Source organism: Bacillus sp. SN32 (assembly GCF_002837495.1).
Taxonomy (GTDB): Bacteria; Bacillota; Bacilli; order Bacillales; family Bacillaceae; genus Bacillus; species Bacillus subtilis.
In genome coordinates this window covers 193,881-207,311 of sequence record NZ_PJCT01000003.1, presented here as the reverse complement: position 1 = coordinate 207,311, position 13,431 = coordinate 193,881, and the positions used below count along the sequence as shown (strand labels likewise).

The 13,431-nt window shown below is 45.1% G+C and carries 13 protein-coding genes and 1 riboswitch; of the genes, 12 read left to right on the top strand and 1 reads right to left on the bottom strand.

Annotated elements, in window-relative coordinates:
• Positions 1-8: 8 nt before the first annotated feature.
• From CW370_RS14620 to CW370_RS14580, 7 genes are all read left to right on the top strand, one after another.
• The gene (locus CW370_RS14620; protein ID WP_024573019.1) at positions 9-785 is read left to right on the top strand and encodes an enoyl-CoA hydratase; all 777 of its coding nucleotides are present in this window, start codon (positions 9-11) and stop codon (positions 783-785) included.
• A gap of 14 nt (positions 786-799) precedes the next feature.
• Positions 800-1,573 carry an electron transfer flavoprotein subunit beta gene (gene etfB, locus CW370_RS14615; protein ID WP_014480500.1) on the top strand — a complete coding sequence of 258 codons (774 nt, stop codon included), beginning with the start codon at positions 800-802 and terminating at the stop codon, positions 1,571-1,573.
• Positions 1,574-1,608: 35 nt separating this feature from the next.
• Positions 1,609-2,586, top strand: a complete 978-nt coding sequence (gene etfA, locus CW370_RS14610) for an electron transfer flavoprotein subunit alpha (protein ID WP_024573020.1) — start codon at positions 1,609-1,611, stop codon at positions 2,584-2,586.
• A gap of 217 nt (positions 2,587-2,803) precedes the next feature.
• Positions 2,804-4,291, top strand: a complete 1,488-nt coding sequence (gene abfB, locus CW370_RS14605) for an alpha-L-arabinofuranosidase AbfB (protein ID WP_029946060.1) — start codon at positions 2,804-2,806, stop codon at positions 4,289-4,291.
• A 322-nt stretch (positions 4,292-4,613) separates the two neighbouring features.
• The gene (gene trxA, locus CW370_RS14595; protein ID WP_003222500.1) at positions 4,614-4,928 is read left to right on the top strand and encodes a thioredoxin; all 315 of its coding nucleotides are present in this window, start codon (positions 4,614-4,616) and stop codon (positions 4,926-4,928) included.
• Between the two features lie 135 nt (positions 4,929-5,063).
• On the top strand, positions 5,064-6,836 hold the full coding sequence (gene uvrC, locus CW370_RS14590; RefSeq protein ID WP_017696677.1) for an excinuclease ABC subunit UvrC: 1,773 nt from the start codon (positions 5,064-5,066) through the stop codon (positions 6,834-6,836).
• A gap of 64 nt (positions 6,837-6,900) precedes the next feature.
• Positions 6,901-7,080, top strand: a riboswitch (Lysine riboswitch).
• Between the two features lie 125 nt (positions 7,081-7,205).
• Positions 7,206-8,432 carry an aspartate kinase gene (locus CW370_RS14580; protein WP_024572581.1) on the top strand — a complete coding sequence of 409 codons (1,227 nt, stop codon included), beginning with the start codon at positions 7,206-7,208 and terminating at the stop codon, positions 8,430-8,432.
• 43 nt (positions 8,433-8,475) lie between these two features.
• On the opposite strand, the gene CW370_RS14575 is transcribed toward CW370_RS14580, so the two are convergent.
• The gene (locus CW370_RS14575) at positions 8,476-8,922 is read right to left on the bottom strand and encodes a YslB family protein (RefSeq protein ID WP_003222508.1); all 447 of its coding nucleotides are present in this window, start codon (positions 8,920-8,922) and stop codon (positions 8,476-8,478) included.
• Between the two features lie 292 nt (positions 8,923-9,214).
• Here CW370_RS14575 and sdhC point away from each other — a divergent pair, with 292 nt between their 5' ends.
• The 5 genes from sdhC (at position 9,215) to gerE (ending at position 13,225) form a co-directional block, all read left to right on the top strand.
• Positions 9,215-9,823 carry a succinate dehydrogenase cytochrome B558 gene (gene sdhC / locus CW370_RS14570; RefSeq protein ID WP_003222512.1) on the top strand — a complete coding sequence of 203 codons (609 nt, stop codon included), beginning with the start codon at positions 9,215-9,217 and terminating at the stop codon, positions 9,821-9,823.
• A 33-nt stretch (positions 9,824-9,856) separates the two neighbouring features.
• Complete coding sequence (gene sdhA / locus CW370_RS14565) at positions 9,857-11,617, top strand: succinate dehydrogenase flavoprotein subunit (RefSeq protein WP_003229567.1); 1,761 nt, start codon at positions 9,857-9,859, stop codon at positions 11,615-11,617.
• Positions 11,618-11,619: 2 nt separating this feature from the next.
• Positions 11,620-12,381 carry a succinate dehydrogenase iron-sulfur subunit gene (gene sdhB / locus CW370_RS14560; RefSeq protein WP_003229569.1) on the top strand — a complete coding sequence of 254 codons (762 nt, stop codon included), beginning with the start codon at positions 11,620-11,622 and terminating at the stop codon, positions 12,379-12,381.
• Positions 12,382-12,441: 60 nt separating this feature from the next.
• A complete protein-coding gene (locus CW370_RS14555) occupies positions 12,442-12,885 on the top strand; it encodes an acyl-CoA thioesterase (protein WP_101169774.1) in 444 nt (147 codons plus the stop codon).
• Between the two features lie 115 nt (positions 12,886-13,000).
• Positions 13,001-13,225, top strand: coding sequence for a spore germination transcription factor GerE (gerE, locus tag CW370_RS14550; RefSeq protein WP_003184172.1), 225 nt, complete (start codon positions 13,001-13,003; stop codon positions 13,223-13,225).
• Positions 13,226-13,431 lie beyond the last annotated feature (206 nt).

Here is a 13,431-nt window from a genome sequence, read left to right as displayed (position 1 = left end):
TCTGTCCTATGAATGCAATATCACTGGCAGTTGATCAATTTGTGGCAGTTTTGGCGATTCACAATCCGCCGGCAAATGCGCTTTCCAGCCGGATATTAGAAGAGCTGTCTTCCTGTCTTGATCAATGTGAGACAGATGCAGGCGTACGAAGCATTATCATTCACGGCGAGGGGAGATTTTTCTCAGCCGGCGCTGATATTAAAGAATTTACATCGCTTAAAGGCAATGAGGATTCCTCATTGCTCGCTGAGCGCGGCCAGCAGTTAATGGAGAGAATCGAAAGCTTTCCAAAACCGATTATCGCAGCGATTCACGGCGCTGCTCTCGGAGGCGGGCTGGAGCTTGCGATGGCCTGTCATATCAGAATCGCAGCAGAAGATGCTAAGCTGGGGCTCCCGGAGCTTAATCTCGGTATCATTCCAGGTTTTGCGGGGACACAGCGCCTTCCGAGATATGTCGGTACAGCCAAAGCATTAGAGCTCATCGGATCAGGAGAACCAATATCCGGAAAAGAAGCGCTTGATCTCGGACTTGTCTCAATTGGAGCGAAAGATGAGGCAGAAGTGATTGAAAAAGCAAAAGCACTTGCCGCTAAGTTTGCAGAGAAAAGCCCGCAAACGCTGGCATCTTTGCTTGAACTTCTTTATTCCAACAAGGTGTATTCCTATGAAGGCAGCTTAAAGCTTGAAGCAAAGCGATTTGGGGAAGCATTTGAGTCAGAGGACGCCAAGGAAGGCATCCAGGCATTTCTCGAAAAAAGAAAGCCTCAGTTCAAAGGCGAATAAAAGGGGATATGATCATGAATCTATTTGTACTGATGAAACGGACGTTTGACACAGAAGAAAAAATCGTCATTGAAACAGGAAAGATTCAGGATGACGGAGCTGAATGGATCATTAATCCATATGATGAGTACGCGATAGAAGAAGCCATCCAGCTGAAGGAAAAGCATGGCGGCACGATCACCGCCGTCACGGTCGGCGGTGAAGAAGCGGAGAAAGAATTGCGTACGGCGCTTGCCATGGGTTGTGACCAAGCTGTTTTAATCAACATAGAAGATGATCTCGAAGAACCCGACCAATATTCCATTTCTCAAGTTTTATACCACTATATGAAGGATCAGGAGTTTGATTTGATTCTCGGCGGAAATGTTGCCATTGACGGAGGATCAGGACAAGTGGCGCCTCGGCTTGCCGAGCTACTGGACATTCCGTGTATCACTACGATCACCAAACTCGAAATCAACGGCACTGATGCAGAAGCAGAAAGGGACGTCGAAGGGGATGTTGAAAAAATCAAAACGACGCTCCCATTGCTTGTCACAGCTCAGCAGGGCTTAAACGAGCCGCGCTATCCATCGCTTCCGGGAATTATGAAGGCTAAGAAAAAGCCGCTTGAAGAGCTTGAACTTGATGATCTTGACCTGGACGAAGAGGATGCTGAACCAAAGCTGAAAACCATTGAACGTTTTCTGCCGCCGAAAAAAGAAGCCGGGAAGCTTCTCCAAGGTGAGCCTGCTGAACAGGCAAAAGAGCTTGTTTCATTGCTCCGCAGCGAAGCTAAAGTCATTTAAAGCTTGGACATTCAAAGAAACAGGGGGATGTTAGAATGGGAAAAAAAGTGATCGTGCTTGGAGAAATACGCGATGGGGAATTGCGGAATGTCACCTTTGAAGCAATAGCTGCAGGAAGAACCATTTCAGGAGATGGAGAAGTCATCGGTGTTCTCATCGGTGAAAATGTACAAAGCATTGCACAAGAGCTTATTCATTACGGAGCAGATAAAGTTCTTACCGCTGAGGACCCGAAGCTGAAAACATACACGGCAGACGGGTACAGCCAGGTCATGAGAGGTGTTATCGAGCAAGAAAATCCTGATTTAGTCATCTTCGGGCATACGGCAATGGGCAAGGATCTTTCACCGAAGCTTGCTGCCCGTCTGCAAACAGGCTTAATTTCTGATGCTATAGATGTAAGCGTTACCGGAGGGAATGTTGTGTTCACACGCCCGATTTACTCGGGGAAAGCTTTTGAACGCGTCATTTCAACCGATCCGATGATCTTTGCAACAATTCGCCCCAATAACATTCAAGCTTCAGAAAAAGACATCAGCAGATCGGGAAGCATCGAAAGCATGAATGTCTCTCTTACTGACCTCCGCACTGTGATTCAAGAGGTCGTGAAAAAAACGGCGGACGGTGTTGATCTCTCCGAAGCGAAAATTATCGTTGCGGGCGGCCGAGGAGTCAAAAGCAAGGAAGGATTTCAGCCGCTGCAGGAGCTTGCAGAGGTGCTAGGGGCCGCAGTCGGGGCTTCTCGCGGGGCATGTGACGCTGATTATTGCGATTACGCGCTCCAAATCGGGCAGACCGGGAAAGTCGTCACTCCGGATTTGTACATTGCATGCGGCATTTCCGGCGCCATCCAGCATTTGGCCGGCATGTCAAACAGCAAGGTGATCGTCGCCATCAATAAAGACCCCGAAGCCGATATCTTTAAAATAGCGGATTACGGCATCGTCGGTGATTTATTTGAAGTTGTCCCGTTATTAACTGAGGAATTCAAACAATTGAATATACACTCATAAAGGAAATCCCGGACTTTAAAAGTTCGGGATTTTTTCATATTTATAAATACATACGTACAAATATAAAAACAATAGAAAATGTCGTTGACATGTACGAACATATATAATATGGTTACTTTAAAAGCGCTTACATTCATGCTGACTCCTCAGGCAAAAGACAGATCACATATTTGACTGTGGTGCTTTTCATATCCGTATGAAAGGAATGATCAGAGGCATGTCTGAACATCAAGCAGTGATTCAAACAGATATCGTAAAAGGAACCATTAACAAAAATATATACGGTCATTTTGCTGAGCATTTAGGAAGAGGGATTTATGAGGGGATCTGGGTTGGAACGGACTCAGACATCCCCAATATCAACGGGATACGAAAGGACGTGCTGGAGGCGCTCAAACAGCTGCACATTCCTGTCCTCAGGTGGCCGGGCGGGTGTTTTGCGGACGAATACCATTGGGCAAACGGTGTCGGTGACCGTAAGACAATGCTGAACACTCACTGGGGCGGTACAATTGAATCAAATGAATTCGGAACGCATGAATTTATGATGCTTTGCGAGCTGCTTGAATGCGAGCCATATATTTGCGGCAATGTCGGAAGCGGAACCGTTCAGGAAATGGCGGAGTGGATTGAGTATATGACATTTGAAGAAGGCACGCCGATGTCAGACTGGAGAAAACAAAATGGAAGAGAAGAGCCTTGGAAGCTGAAATATTTCGGCGTGGGTAATGAAAACTGGGGCTGCGGCGGCAACATGCATCCCGAATACTACGCAGATCTGTACCGGCGTTTTCAGACTTATGTCCGCAATTACAGCGGGAATGAAATTTATAAAATTGCAGGCGGCGCAAATGTGGATGATTTTAATTGGACGGACGTGCTTATGAAAAAAGCCGCTGGCCTGATGGACGGGTTGAGTCTTCATTATTACACGATTCCGGGGGATTTCTGGAAGGGCAAAGGATCAGCCACAGAATTCACGGAAGATGAGTGGTTTATTACGATGAAAAAAGCCAAATACATCGATGAATTGATTCAAAAACACGGCACGATTATGGACCGGTACGATCCGGAGCAGCGGGTCGGGCTGATTATTGATGAATGGGGCACTTGGTTTGATCCCGAGCCAGGCACGAATCCCGGTTTCTTATATCAGCAAAACACCATTCGTGATGCACTGGTGGCGGCTTCTCATTTCCACATTTTCCATCAGCATTGCCGCCGGGTGCAAATGGCCAACATCGCCCAAACAGTAAACGTTCTACAAGCGATGATTTTGACTGAGGGCAAGCGGATGCTTTTGACACCGACGTACCATGTATTCAATATGTTTAAGGTGCACCAGGACGCTTCTCTTTTAGCAACAGAGACAATGTCTGCCGACTATGAATGGAAGGGTGAAACGCTTCCGCAAATCAGCATTTCAGCGTCGAAACAAGCTGAAGGTGATATCAATATCACTATTTGCAACATCGATCACCAAAACAAAGCGGAGGCGGAAATCGAGCTGAGAGGCCTACACAAGGCAGCGGACCATTCCGGAGTCATTCTTACGGCAGAAAAAATGAATGCGCATAACACGTTTGACGATCCTCATCATGTCAAACCGGAATCCTTCAGACAATACACGCTCAGCAAAAACAAACTGAAAGTAAAACTCCCGCCAATGTCAGTCGTCTTACTTACGCTGCGTGCTGATTCTTAATCGCGCAAGAGCGCCGGAGCTTCATGCCGGCGCTCTTTTTCAGGTTTTAAAACAGCTCCGGCAGGGCATGGTAAAGTACATGACAGTGAAGAGGAGATGTGATCTTATGCTTCGTACCATTTTAATGATTATTGGGGCAATTGTAGTGATCGGGGCCATTATCAGATTTGTGTTTTAAAAAAAGAGCATATCCCATTCAACCATATAAAAATGAGTAAACCGGCTGTGATCAGGAAAAAATAATTTGTAAGCATTAAAATAGCGTGAACGAATGGGAGATGCTATACTAAAAATCATCATTTCACATTGGAGGAATTCAATAATGGCTATCGTAAAAGCAACTGATCAATCTTTCTCAGCTGAAACAAGCGAAGGCGTCGTACTGGCAGACTTCTGGGCTCCTTGGTGCGGACCTTGTAAAATGATTGCACCTGTTCTTGAAGAATTGGATCAAGAAATGGGAGACAAACTGAAAATCGTAAAAATTGATGTAGACGAAAACCAAGAAACTGCCGGAAAATACGGCGTTATGAGCATCCCGACTCTTCTTGTGTTAAAAGACGGCGAAGTAGTTGAAACTTCAGTCGGCTTCAAACCAAAAGAAGCGCTTCAAGAGCTTGTAAACAAACATCTTTAATTTTCCGCTGCTTACATGCCAGAGCGATTCCGATTGAGGGATCGCTTTTTTTATTCGCCAATTGTGAACCATAGAGAAAAACAAACGTTCGTGTTAAACTGGATATAAAGGATTAAACATAAGGAAGGGTAACATATGAACAAACAACTGAAAGAAAAACTCGCCCTCCTTCCCGATCAACCGGGTTGTTATCTCATGAAGGACCGGCAGCAGACTGTGATCTATGTAGGGAAAGCAAAAGTGCTGAAAAACAGAGTGCGCTCCTACTTCACCGGTTCTCACGACGCGAAAACCCAAAGGCTTGTGACGGAAATCGAGGATTTTGAATATATCGTGACGTCCTCCAATCTTGAAGCGCTTATTTTAGAAATGAATCTGATCAAAAAGCATGATCCGAAATACAACGTCATGCTCAAAGACGACAAAACCTATCCTTTCATAAAACTCACCCATGAACGCCACCCAAGGCTGATTGTCACCCGCAATGTCAAAAAAGACAAAGGGCGCTATTTCGGGCCTTATCCGAATGTACAGGCAGCAAGGGAAACAAAAAAACTGCTCGACCGTCTGTATCCTCTCAGAAAATGCTCCAAGCTCCCGGACAGAGTGTGCCTTTATTATCATCTGGGCCAATGTCTTGCTCCGTGCGTAAAGGATATTTCCGAAGAGACGAACAGAGAGCTGGTTGAAAGCATTACACGTTTCTTAAGGGGCGGCTATAATGAGGTCAAAAAAGAGCTTGAAGAGAAAATGCATGAAGCTGCTGAGAATCTTGAGTTTGAACGAGCAAAAGAGCTTCGTGACCAAATTGCCCATATTGAATCAACGATGGAAAAACAAAAAATGACGATGAACGATCTAGTCGACCGTGATGTATTCGCGTACGCGTACGATAAGGGCTGGATGTGCGTGCAGGTCTTTTTCATCCGCCAAGGGAAGCTCATTGAACGCGATGTCAGCATGTTCCCGCTTTATCAGGAAGCAGATGAAGAGTTCCTCACGTTCATCGGGCAGTTTTATTCAAAAAACAACCACTTCCTTCCGAAAGAGATTTTAGTTCCGGACAGCGTAGATCAATCCATGATCGAGCAGCTGCTGGAAACAAACGTTCACCAGCCGAAAAAAGGCCCGAAAAAAGAACTGCTCATGCTGGCCCATAAAAATGCGAAAATCGCATTGAAAGAAAAATTCTCTTTAATCGAACGCGACGAGGAGCGTTCAATCGGGGCTGTGCAGAAACTAGGTGAGGCATTAAATATTTATACGCCGCACAGAATTGAAGCGTTTGATAACTCAAACATACAGGGGACAAACCCGGTTTCCGCGATGATTGTGTTTATCGACGGCAAACCATACAAAAAGGAATACCGCAAATATAAAATCAAAACCGTTACAGGGCCGGATGATTACGGTTCTATGAGAGAGGTTGTCAGAAGACGCTATACGAGAGTGCTTCGTGAGAATCTGCCGCTGCCCGATCTGATTATCATTGACGGAGGAAAAGGGCAGATCAACGCAGCAAGGGATGTCATTGAAAATGAACTCGGCTTGGATATCCCGATCGCCGGTTTAGCGAAAGATGAAAAACACAGAACCTCAAATTTACTGATCGGTGATCCGCTGGAGGTGGTGTATCTGGAACGAAACAGCCAGGAATTTTACCTCCTGCAGCGCATTCAGGACGAGGTGCACCGTTTTGCAATCAGTTTTCACAGGCAAATCCGCGGAAAAAGCGCGTTTCAATCCGTTTTGGACGACATCCCGGGTATCGGAGAGAAAAGAAAGAAAATGCTGTTAAAGCATTTCGGTTCCGTTAAAAAAATGAAGGAAGCAAGCCTTGAGGACATCAAAAAAGCCGGTGTTCCCACAGCGGCGGCTCAGCTCCTTTACGACAAATTGCAAAAATAATGTTGTCCTTTTAAATAAGATCTGATAAAATGTGAACTAATTTCATAGTTAGATCGTGTTATATGGTGAAGATAGAGGTGCGAACTTCAAGAGTATGCCTTTGGAGAAAGATGGATTCTGTGAAAAAGGCTGAAAGGGGAGCGTCGCCGAAGCAAATAAAACCCCATCGGTATTATTTGCTGGCCGTGCATTGAATAAATGTAAGGCTGTCAAGAAATCATTTTCTTGGAGGGCTATCTCGTTGTTCATAATCATTTATGATGATTAATTGATAAGCAATGAGAGTATTCCTCTCATTGCTTTTTTTATTGTGGACAAAGCGCTCTTTCTCCTCACCCGCACGAACCAAAATGTAAAGGGTGGTAATACATGGGTCTTATTGTACAAAAATTCGGAGGCACTTCCGTCGGCTCAGTCGAAAAAATTCAAAATGCGGCAAACCGCGCAATTGCAGAAAAACAGAAAGGCCATCAAGTCGTTGTCGTCGTTTCAGCAATGGGAAAATCCACTGACGAATTGGTCAGCCTTGCAAAAGCTATTTCTGACCAGCCGAGCAAACGCGAAATGGATATGCTGCTGGCGACAGGCGAGCAGGTCACGATTTCACTCCTTTCAATGGCATTGCAGGAAAAAGGCTATGACGCTGTGTCTTATACTGGCTGGCAGGCGGGAATCCGTACGGAGGCCATTCACGGAAACGCCAGAATTACAGATATCGACACTTCGGTTTTAGCAGACCAGCTTGAAAAAGGAAAAATTGTCATTGTTGCAGGCTTCCAAGGAATGACAGAGGATTGTGAAATTACGACATTGGGCCGGGGCGGTTCAGATACAACAGCAGTTGCTTTGGCTGCCGCTTTAAAAGCTGATAAATGTGACATATACACAGACGTGCCAGGTGTGTTTACAACCGATCCGCGCTATGTGAAATCAGCGAGAAAACTTGCGGGCATCTCATACGATGAAATGCTTGAGCTTGCCAATTTAGGCGCCGGCGTTCTTCATCCGAGAGCAGTTGAGTTCGCGAAAAATTACCAAGTGCCGTTAGAAGTGCGTTCAAGTACAGAAACCGAAGCGGGAACATTAATTGAGGAGGAATCATCCATGGAACAGAATTTAATTGTCAGAGGCATTGCATTTGAAGATCAAATCACAAGAGTAACCATTTACGGGCTGACTAGCGGCCTGACAACTTTGTCTACTATTTTTACGACACTTGCCAAAAGAAACATAAACGTGGATATCATTATCCAAACGCAGGCCGAGGACAAGACTGGAATTTCCTTCTCTGTCAAAACAGAAGATGCAGACCAAACCGTTGCGGTGCTTGAAGAGTATAAAGACGCGCTGGAATTTGAGAAAATCGAGACAGAAAGCAAATTGGCTAAAGTATCCATTGTTGGATCCGGCATGGTCTCAAATCCCGGTGTAGCGGCTGAAATGTTTGCTGTACTGGCGCAAAAAAACATTTTAATCAAAATGGTCAGCACATCTGAAATCAAAGTGTCAACAGTCGTAAGCGAAAATGACATGGTGAAAGCAGTCGAGTCGCTTCACGATGCATTTGAGCTTTCAAAACACCCTTCAGCTGTGTAATGACAATCAAAAAGGCGGGACTATGCAGTCACCGCCTTTTTGATTACACTGGGTCTTTCATATCCCATTTCACAGTCAGAACCACTTTATCGGCTCTCTTTTTCACTTGTTCATATGATTCGGCAATCTGATCATTCATCAATTGAATTTGTTCAGCGATAAAACCAGCCTCCAGCTGAAAGCAAGGTTCTTTCTGATGTTTAAGCCGGTTGGAAATGATCGGCCCTTCAAGTTCAAATTCAAGCTCCTGTTTTTTAGCGCTTACGTTGGTGAGGGTTCCCCAGCCCGCTTCTTCAAAGAAGGCCGGAAATTCCTCCCATGATTCAAGAGGAAACTTACGGGCGAGATGTTTTCCTGCCCAATACATCATGGAAGAGTAATCTTGGCCAAGCATATCTGGGAGAACGATCTCTCGTATTAGTTCGTAGGCATAGGCGTTCATTTCAATTTCTTTTAGGTTGTCAATAGATGCTTCAAATTTAGACTTCATATCTGTCTCCCCTCTCTCCTGCGTATATTATAGCTCAAACAGGGGGGAGGATTACAGAATGATCCTGTAATTCTTATGAAAAATTAAGCAAGAAATATATATTGATAAAATAAAATTTTTCAATCAACTAACCAATTCGGAAAATTATAATTTATGTACGCGTTTTCTTGACGCCCTTTTGAGGGAGGAGTAAAATGAAATTGTCAATAAATCTTAATAAAGTGCTTACAATTGAAAGAAGTGGGGGAAGAGATTTAGCACATTTCGCACTTATCAAACAGGGGGTAAAGTAATGTCTGGGAACAGAGAGTTTTATTTTCGAAGATTGCATTCCTTGCTTGGCGTCATACCGGTCGGCATCTTTCTTATTCAGCATTTAGTCGTCAACCAGTTTGCCGCAAGGGGCGCTGAAGCATTCAATAGCGCTGCTCATTTTATGGATAGTCTGCCTTTCAGGTATGCCTTGGAAATTTTTATTATCTTCTTACCATTAATTTATCATGCAGTTTATGGTGTGTACATAGCGTTTACTGCGAAAAATAACGCAGGCCAATACAGCTACATGAGAAACTGGCTATTCGTCCTGCAGCGTGTAACCGGTATCATCACCCTCATTTTCGTCAGCTGGCACGTGTGGGAAACCCGCATTGCCGCACAAATGGGCGCTGAGGTCAATTTCGACATGATGGCGAATATTTTGAGCTCTCCGGCTATGCTTGGTTTTTACATTGTCGGTGTTTTATCAACAATTTTCCACTTCTCGAACGGTTTATGGTCTTTCGCTGTTACATGGGGCATCACGGTAACGCCTCGTTCTCAAAGAATTTCGACATACGTTACGCTGATTATTTTTGTTGCACTGTCATACGTAGGCTTAAAAGCGATTTTCGCATTTGTTTAAGAGTACTAGATTACTAGAGGGAGAGGGGCTATCATGAGTCAATCAAGCATTATCGTAGTCGGCGGGGGTCTTGCCGGCCTCATGGCGACAATTAAAGCAGCGGAATCAGGAATGGCGGTTAAGTTGTTTTCCATCGTTCCTGTCAAACGTTCTCATTCGGTTTGTGCGCAAGGCGGCATAAACGGAGCGGTCAATACAAAAGGGGAAGGTGACTCTCCGTGGGAACATTTTGATGACACGGTATACGGGGGAGACTTTCTTGCCAACCAGCCGCCGGTCAAGGCGATGTGTGAAGCGGCGCCTTCAATCATCCACTTATTAGACCGGATGGGCGTCATGTTTAACCGGACGCCTGAAGGCCTGCTTGATTTCCGCCGATTCGGGGGTACACAGCACCACAGAACTGCTTATGCTGGTGCGACGACGGGACAGCAGCTGCTTTACGCACTGGACGAGCAAGTGCGCAGATACGAAGTTGCGGGTCTGGTCACAAAATACGAAGGCTGGGAATTCCTTGGCGCTGTTTTAGATGATGACAGAACCTGCCGTGGAATTGTTGCACAAAACCTGACAAACATGCAAATTGAATCCTTCCGTTCAGACGCTGTCATTATGGCGACGGGCGGACCGGGAATCATCTTTGGAAAATCAACGAACTCCATGATTAATACAGGATCTGCTGCATCAATCGTTTATCAGCAGGGAGCGTATTATGCAAACGGAGAATTCATTCAAATCCACCCGACAGCCATACCGGGCGATGACAAATTAAGACTGATGAGTGAATCAGCGCGTGGTGAAGGCGGTCGCGTGTGGACATATAAAGACGGCAAACCATGGTATTTCCTGGAGGAAAAATATCCGGCATACGGAAACCTGGTGCCGCGTGATATTGCGACACGCGAAATATTTGATGTGTGTGTGAACCAGAAGCTCGGCATTAACGGTGAAAACATGGTCTATCTCGATCTGTCTCATAAAGATCCGAAAGAGCTTGATATTAAGCTTGGCGGCATCATTGAGATTTACGAGAAATTCATGGGAGACGACCCGCGTAAGCTTCCAATGAAAATCTTCCCTGCGGTCCATTATTCTATGGGCGGTTTATGGGTGGATTACGATCAAATGACAAACATCCCTGGACTGTTTGCGGCTGGGGAATGTGATTATTCTATGCACGGCGGCAACCGCTTGGGAGCGAACTCCCTGCTGTCTGCGATTTACGGAGGCATGGTGGCCGGTCCGAATGCGGTGAAATATGTAAACGGCTTAGAATCTTCAGCGGAAGACATGTCTTCATCTTTATTCGACGCTCATGTTAAGAAAGAAGAAGAAAAATGGGCTGATATTATGAGTATGGACGGAACCGAAAATGCCTATGTTCTTCACAAAGAGCTCGGTGAGTGGATGACGGCGAACGTAACGGTTGTCCGCCATAATGACAAGCTTTTGAAAACGGATGACAAAATTCAGGAGTTAATGGAGCGCTTCAAAAAGATCAACATCAATGACACGACAAAATGGAGCAACCAGGGAGCGATGTTCACACGCCAGTTCTCAAACATGCTTCAGCTTGCTAGGGTGATTACCCTTGGCGCATACAATCGTAATGAAAGCCGGGGCGCCCATTATAAACCGGATTATCCTGAACGTAATGATGATGAATGGCTCAAAACAACAATGGCTAAACATGTAAGCCCGTATGAAGCGCCGGAATTTGAGTATCAGGATGTCGATGTATCACTGATAACGCCTCGGAAACGGGATTACTCGAAGAAGAAGGTGGCGAAATAATCATGAGTGAACAAAAAACCATACGATTTATTATCACACGTCAAGATACAGCCGACAGCACGCCTTACGATGAAGAATTTGAGATTCCATACCGCCCGAATCTGAACGTCATTTCCGCTCTGATGGAAATCCGCCGGAATCCGGTTAATGTCAAAGGTGAGAAGACAACCCCTGTCACATGGGATATGAACTGTCTTGAGGAAGTATGCGGCGCATGTTCAATGGTCATAAACGGAAAACCCCGCCAGTCTTGTACGGCGCTTATCGACCAGCTTGAACAGCCGATCCGTTTAAAACCAATGAAAACATTCCCAGTCGTTCGTGATTTGCAGGTTGATCGCAGCAGAATGTTTGATTCATTGAAAAAAGTAAAAGCATGGATACCGATTGACGGTACGTACGATTTAGGACCGGGGCCGAGAATGCCGGAAAAACGCCGTCAATGGGCATATGAATTATCAAAATGCATGACATGCGGCGTCTGCCTCGAAGCTTGCCCGAATGTGAACAGCAAATCGAAGTTCATGGGGCCTGCACCGATGTCGCAAGTCCGCCTGTTTAACGCGCATCCGACAGGCGCCATGAATAAATCTGAACGATTAGAAGCATTAATGGATGAAGGCGGCCTTGCAGATTGCGGCAACTCGCAAAACTGTGTTCAATCCTGTCCGAAGGGGATTCCGCTTACCACTTCGATTGCAGCCTTGAATAGAGATACAAACTTACAAGCGTTCCGCAATTTCTTCGGAAGCGACAGAGTATAAGAAGAAAAAACCTCTTCCGCATGGGAGAGGTTTTTTTAAACAATAAGGAGATGAAAAAAGATGAAGCTTCCCGCTTATATTGATATGCCGTTTCAAGAATGGAAAACATCCTTTTCTTTTTTCAATGAGGTATCCGTAAGATTTTCCGAGACAGACATGTTTGGGCATATGAATAATGTAACCCCTTTTATATATTTTGAGGAGGCGCGGATTTCTTATTTTAAAAAGCTGAATATGATGAGTGAAAACAAACAGACCATGACAGTCGTGGCAAGCCAGCAATGCGATTATTTGCGCCAAGTCATGCCTTATGAAGAGTTGCGCATCTATGTGAAAACAAGCGCAGTCGGCAGTTCATCTCTTACCTTGCACTATCTCGGAGAGAACCGCGAAGGCGAGCCCTGCTTCACCGGGGCAGTCGTGATGGTTCAAGTCTCAAAGGAAAGCGGCAAGGCTGTCAGCTGGACGGATGAGGAGAAAGAAACGCTTCTTCATACACGATAAACTAATTATCTTGTAAACGTCACCTCCTGCGCCCTTCTTACATATGATATCTCGACTATATCAAAACCCATTCGTTTCTGATTCGCTCTCACCTTAGCAAGGAGGGTTACAATACTTGAAGGAGAAAGAATTTCAATCGAAGCCGCTGCTAACGAAAAGAGAAAGAGAAGTGTTCGAATTGCTCGTTCAAGATAAGACAACAAAGGAGATTGCAAGCGAGCTATTTATCAGTGAGAAAACCGTTCGAAACCATATTTCAAATGCCATGCAGAAATTGGGTGTGAAAGGGCGTTCGCAAGCCGTTGTTGAGCTTCTTAGAATGGGTGAGCTAGAGCTTTAATCCTTGCCGGTATTCCTTCTTTTAGGAAGGAGCCGGTTATTGCTGTTTGTTTGGAACATTCGAAACCAAATTTGGAATGCTGTGCAAAACGTAGGCAAGTCATAAAATAAATTTTATTTCTTGATGTTGTTTGACTAAAGTCCTCTATTTCTCTCCTGCGAGTCTTGCATTTTCTTCAAAAAAGAAGGAAAATAGACACGGAACGC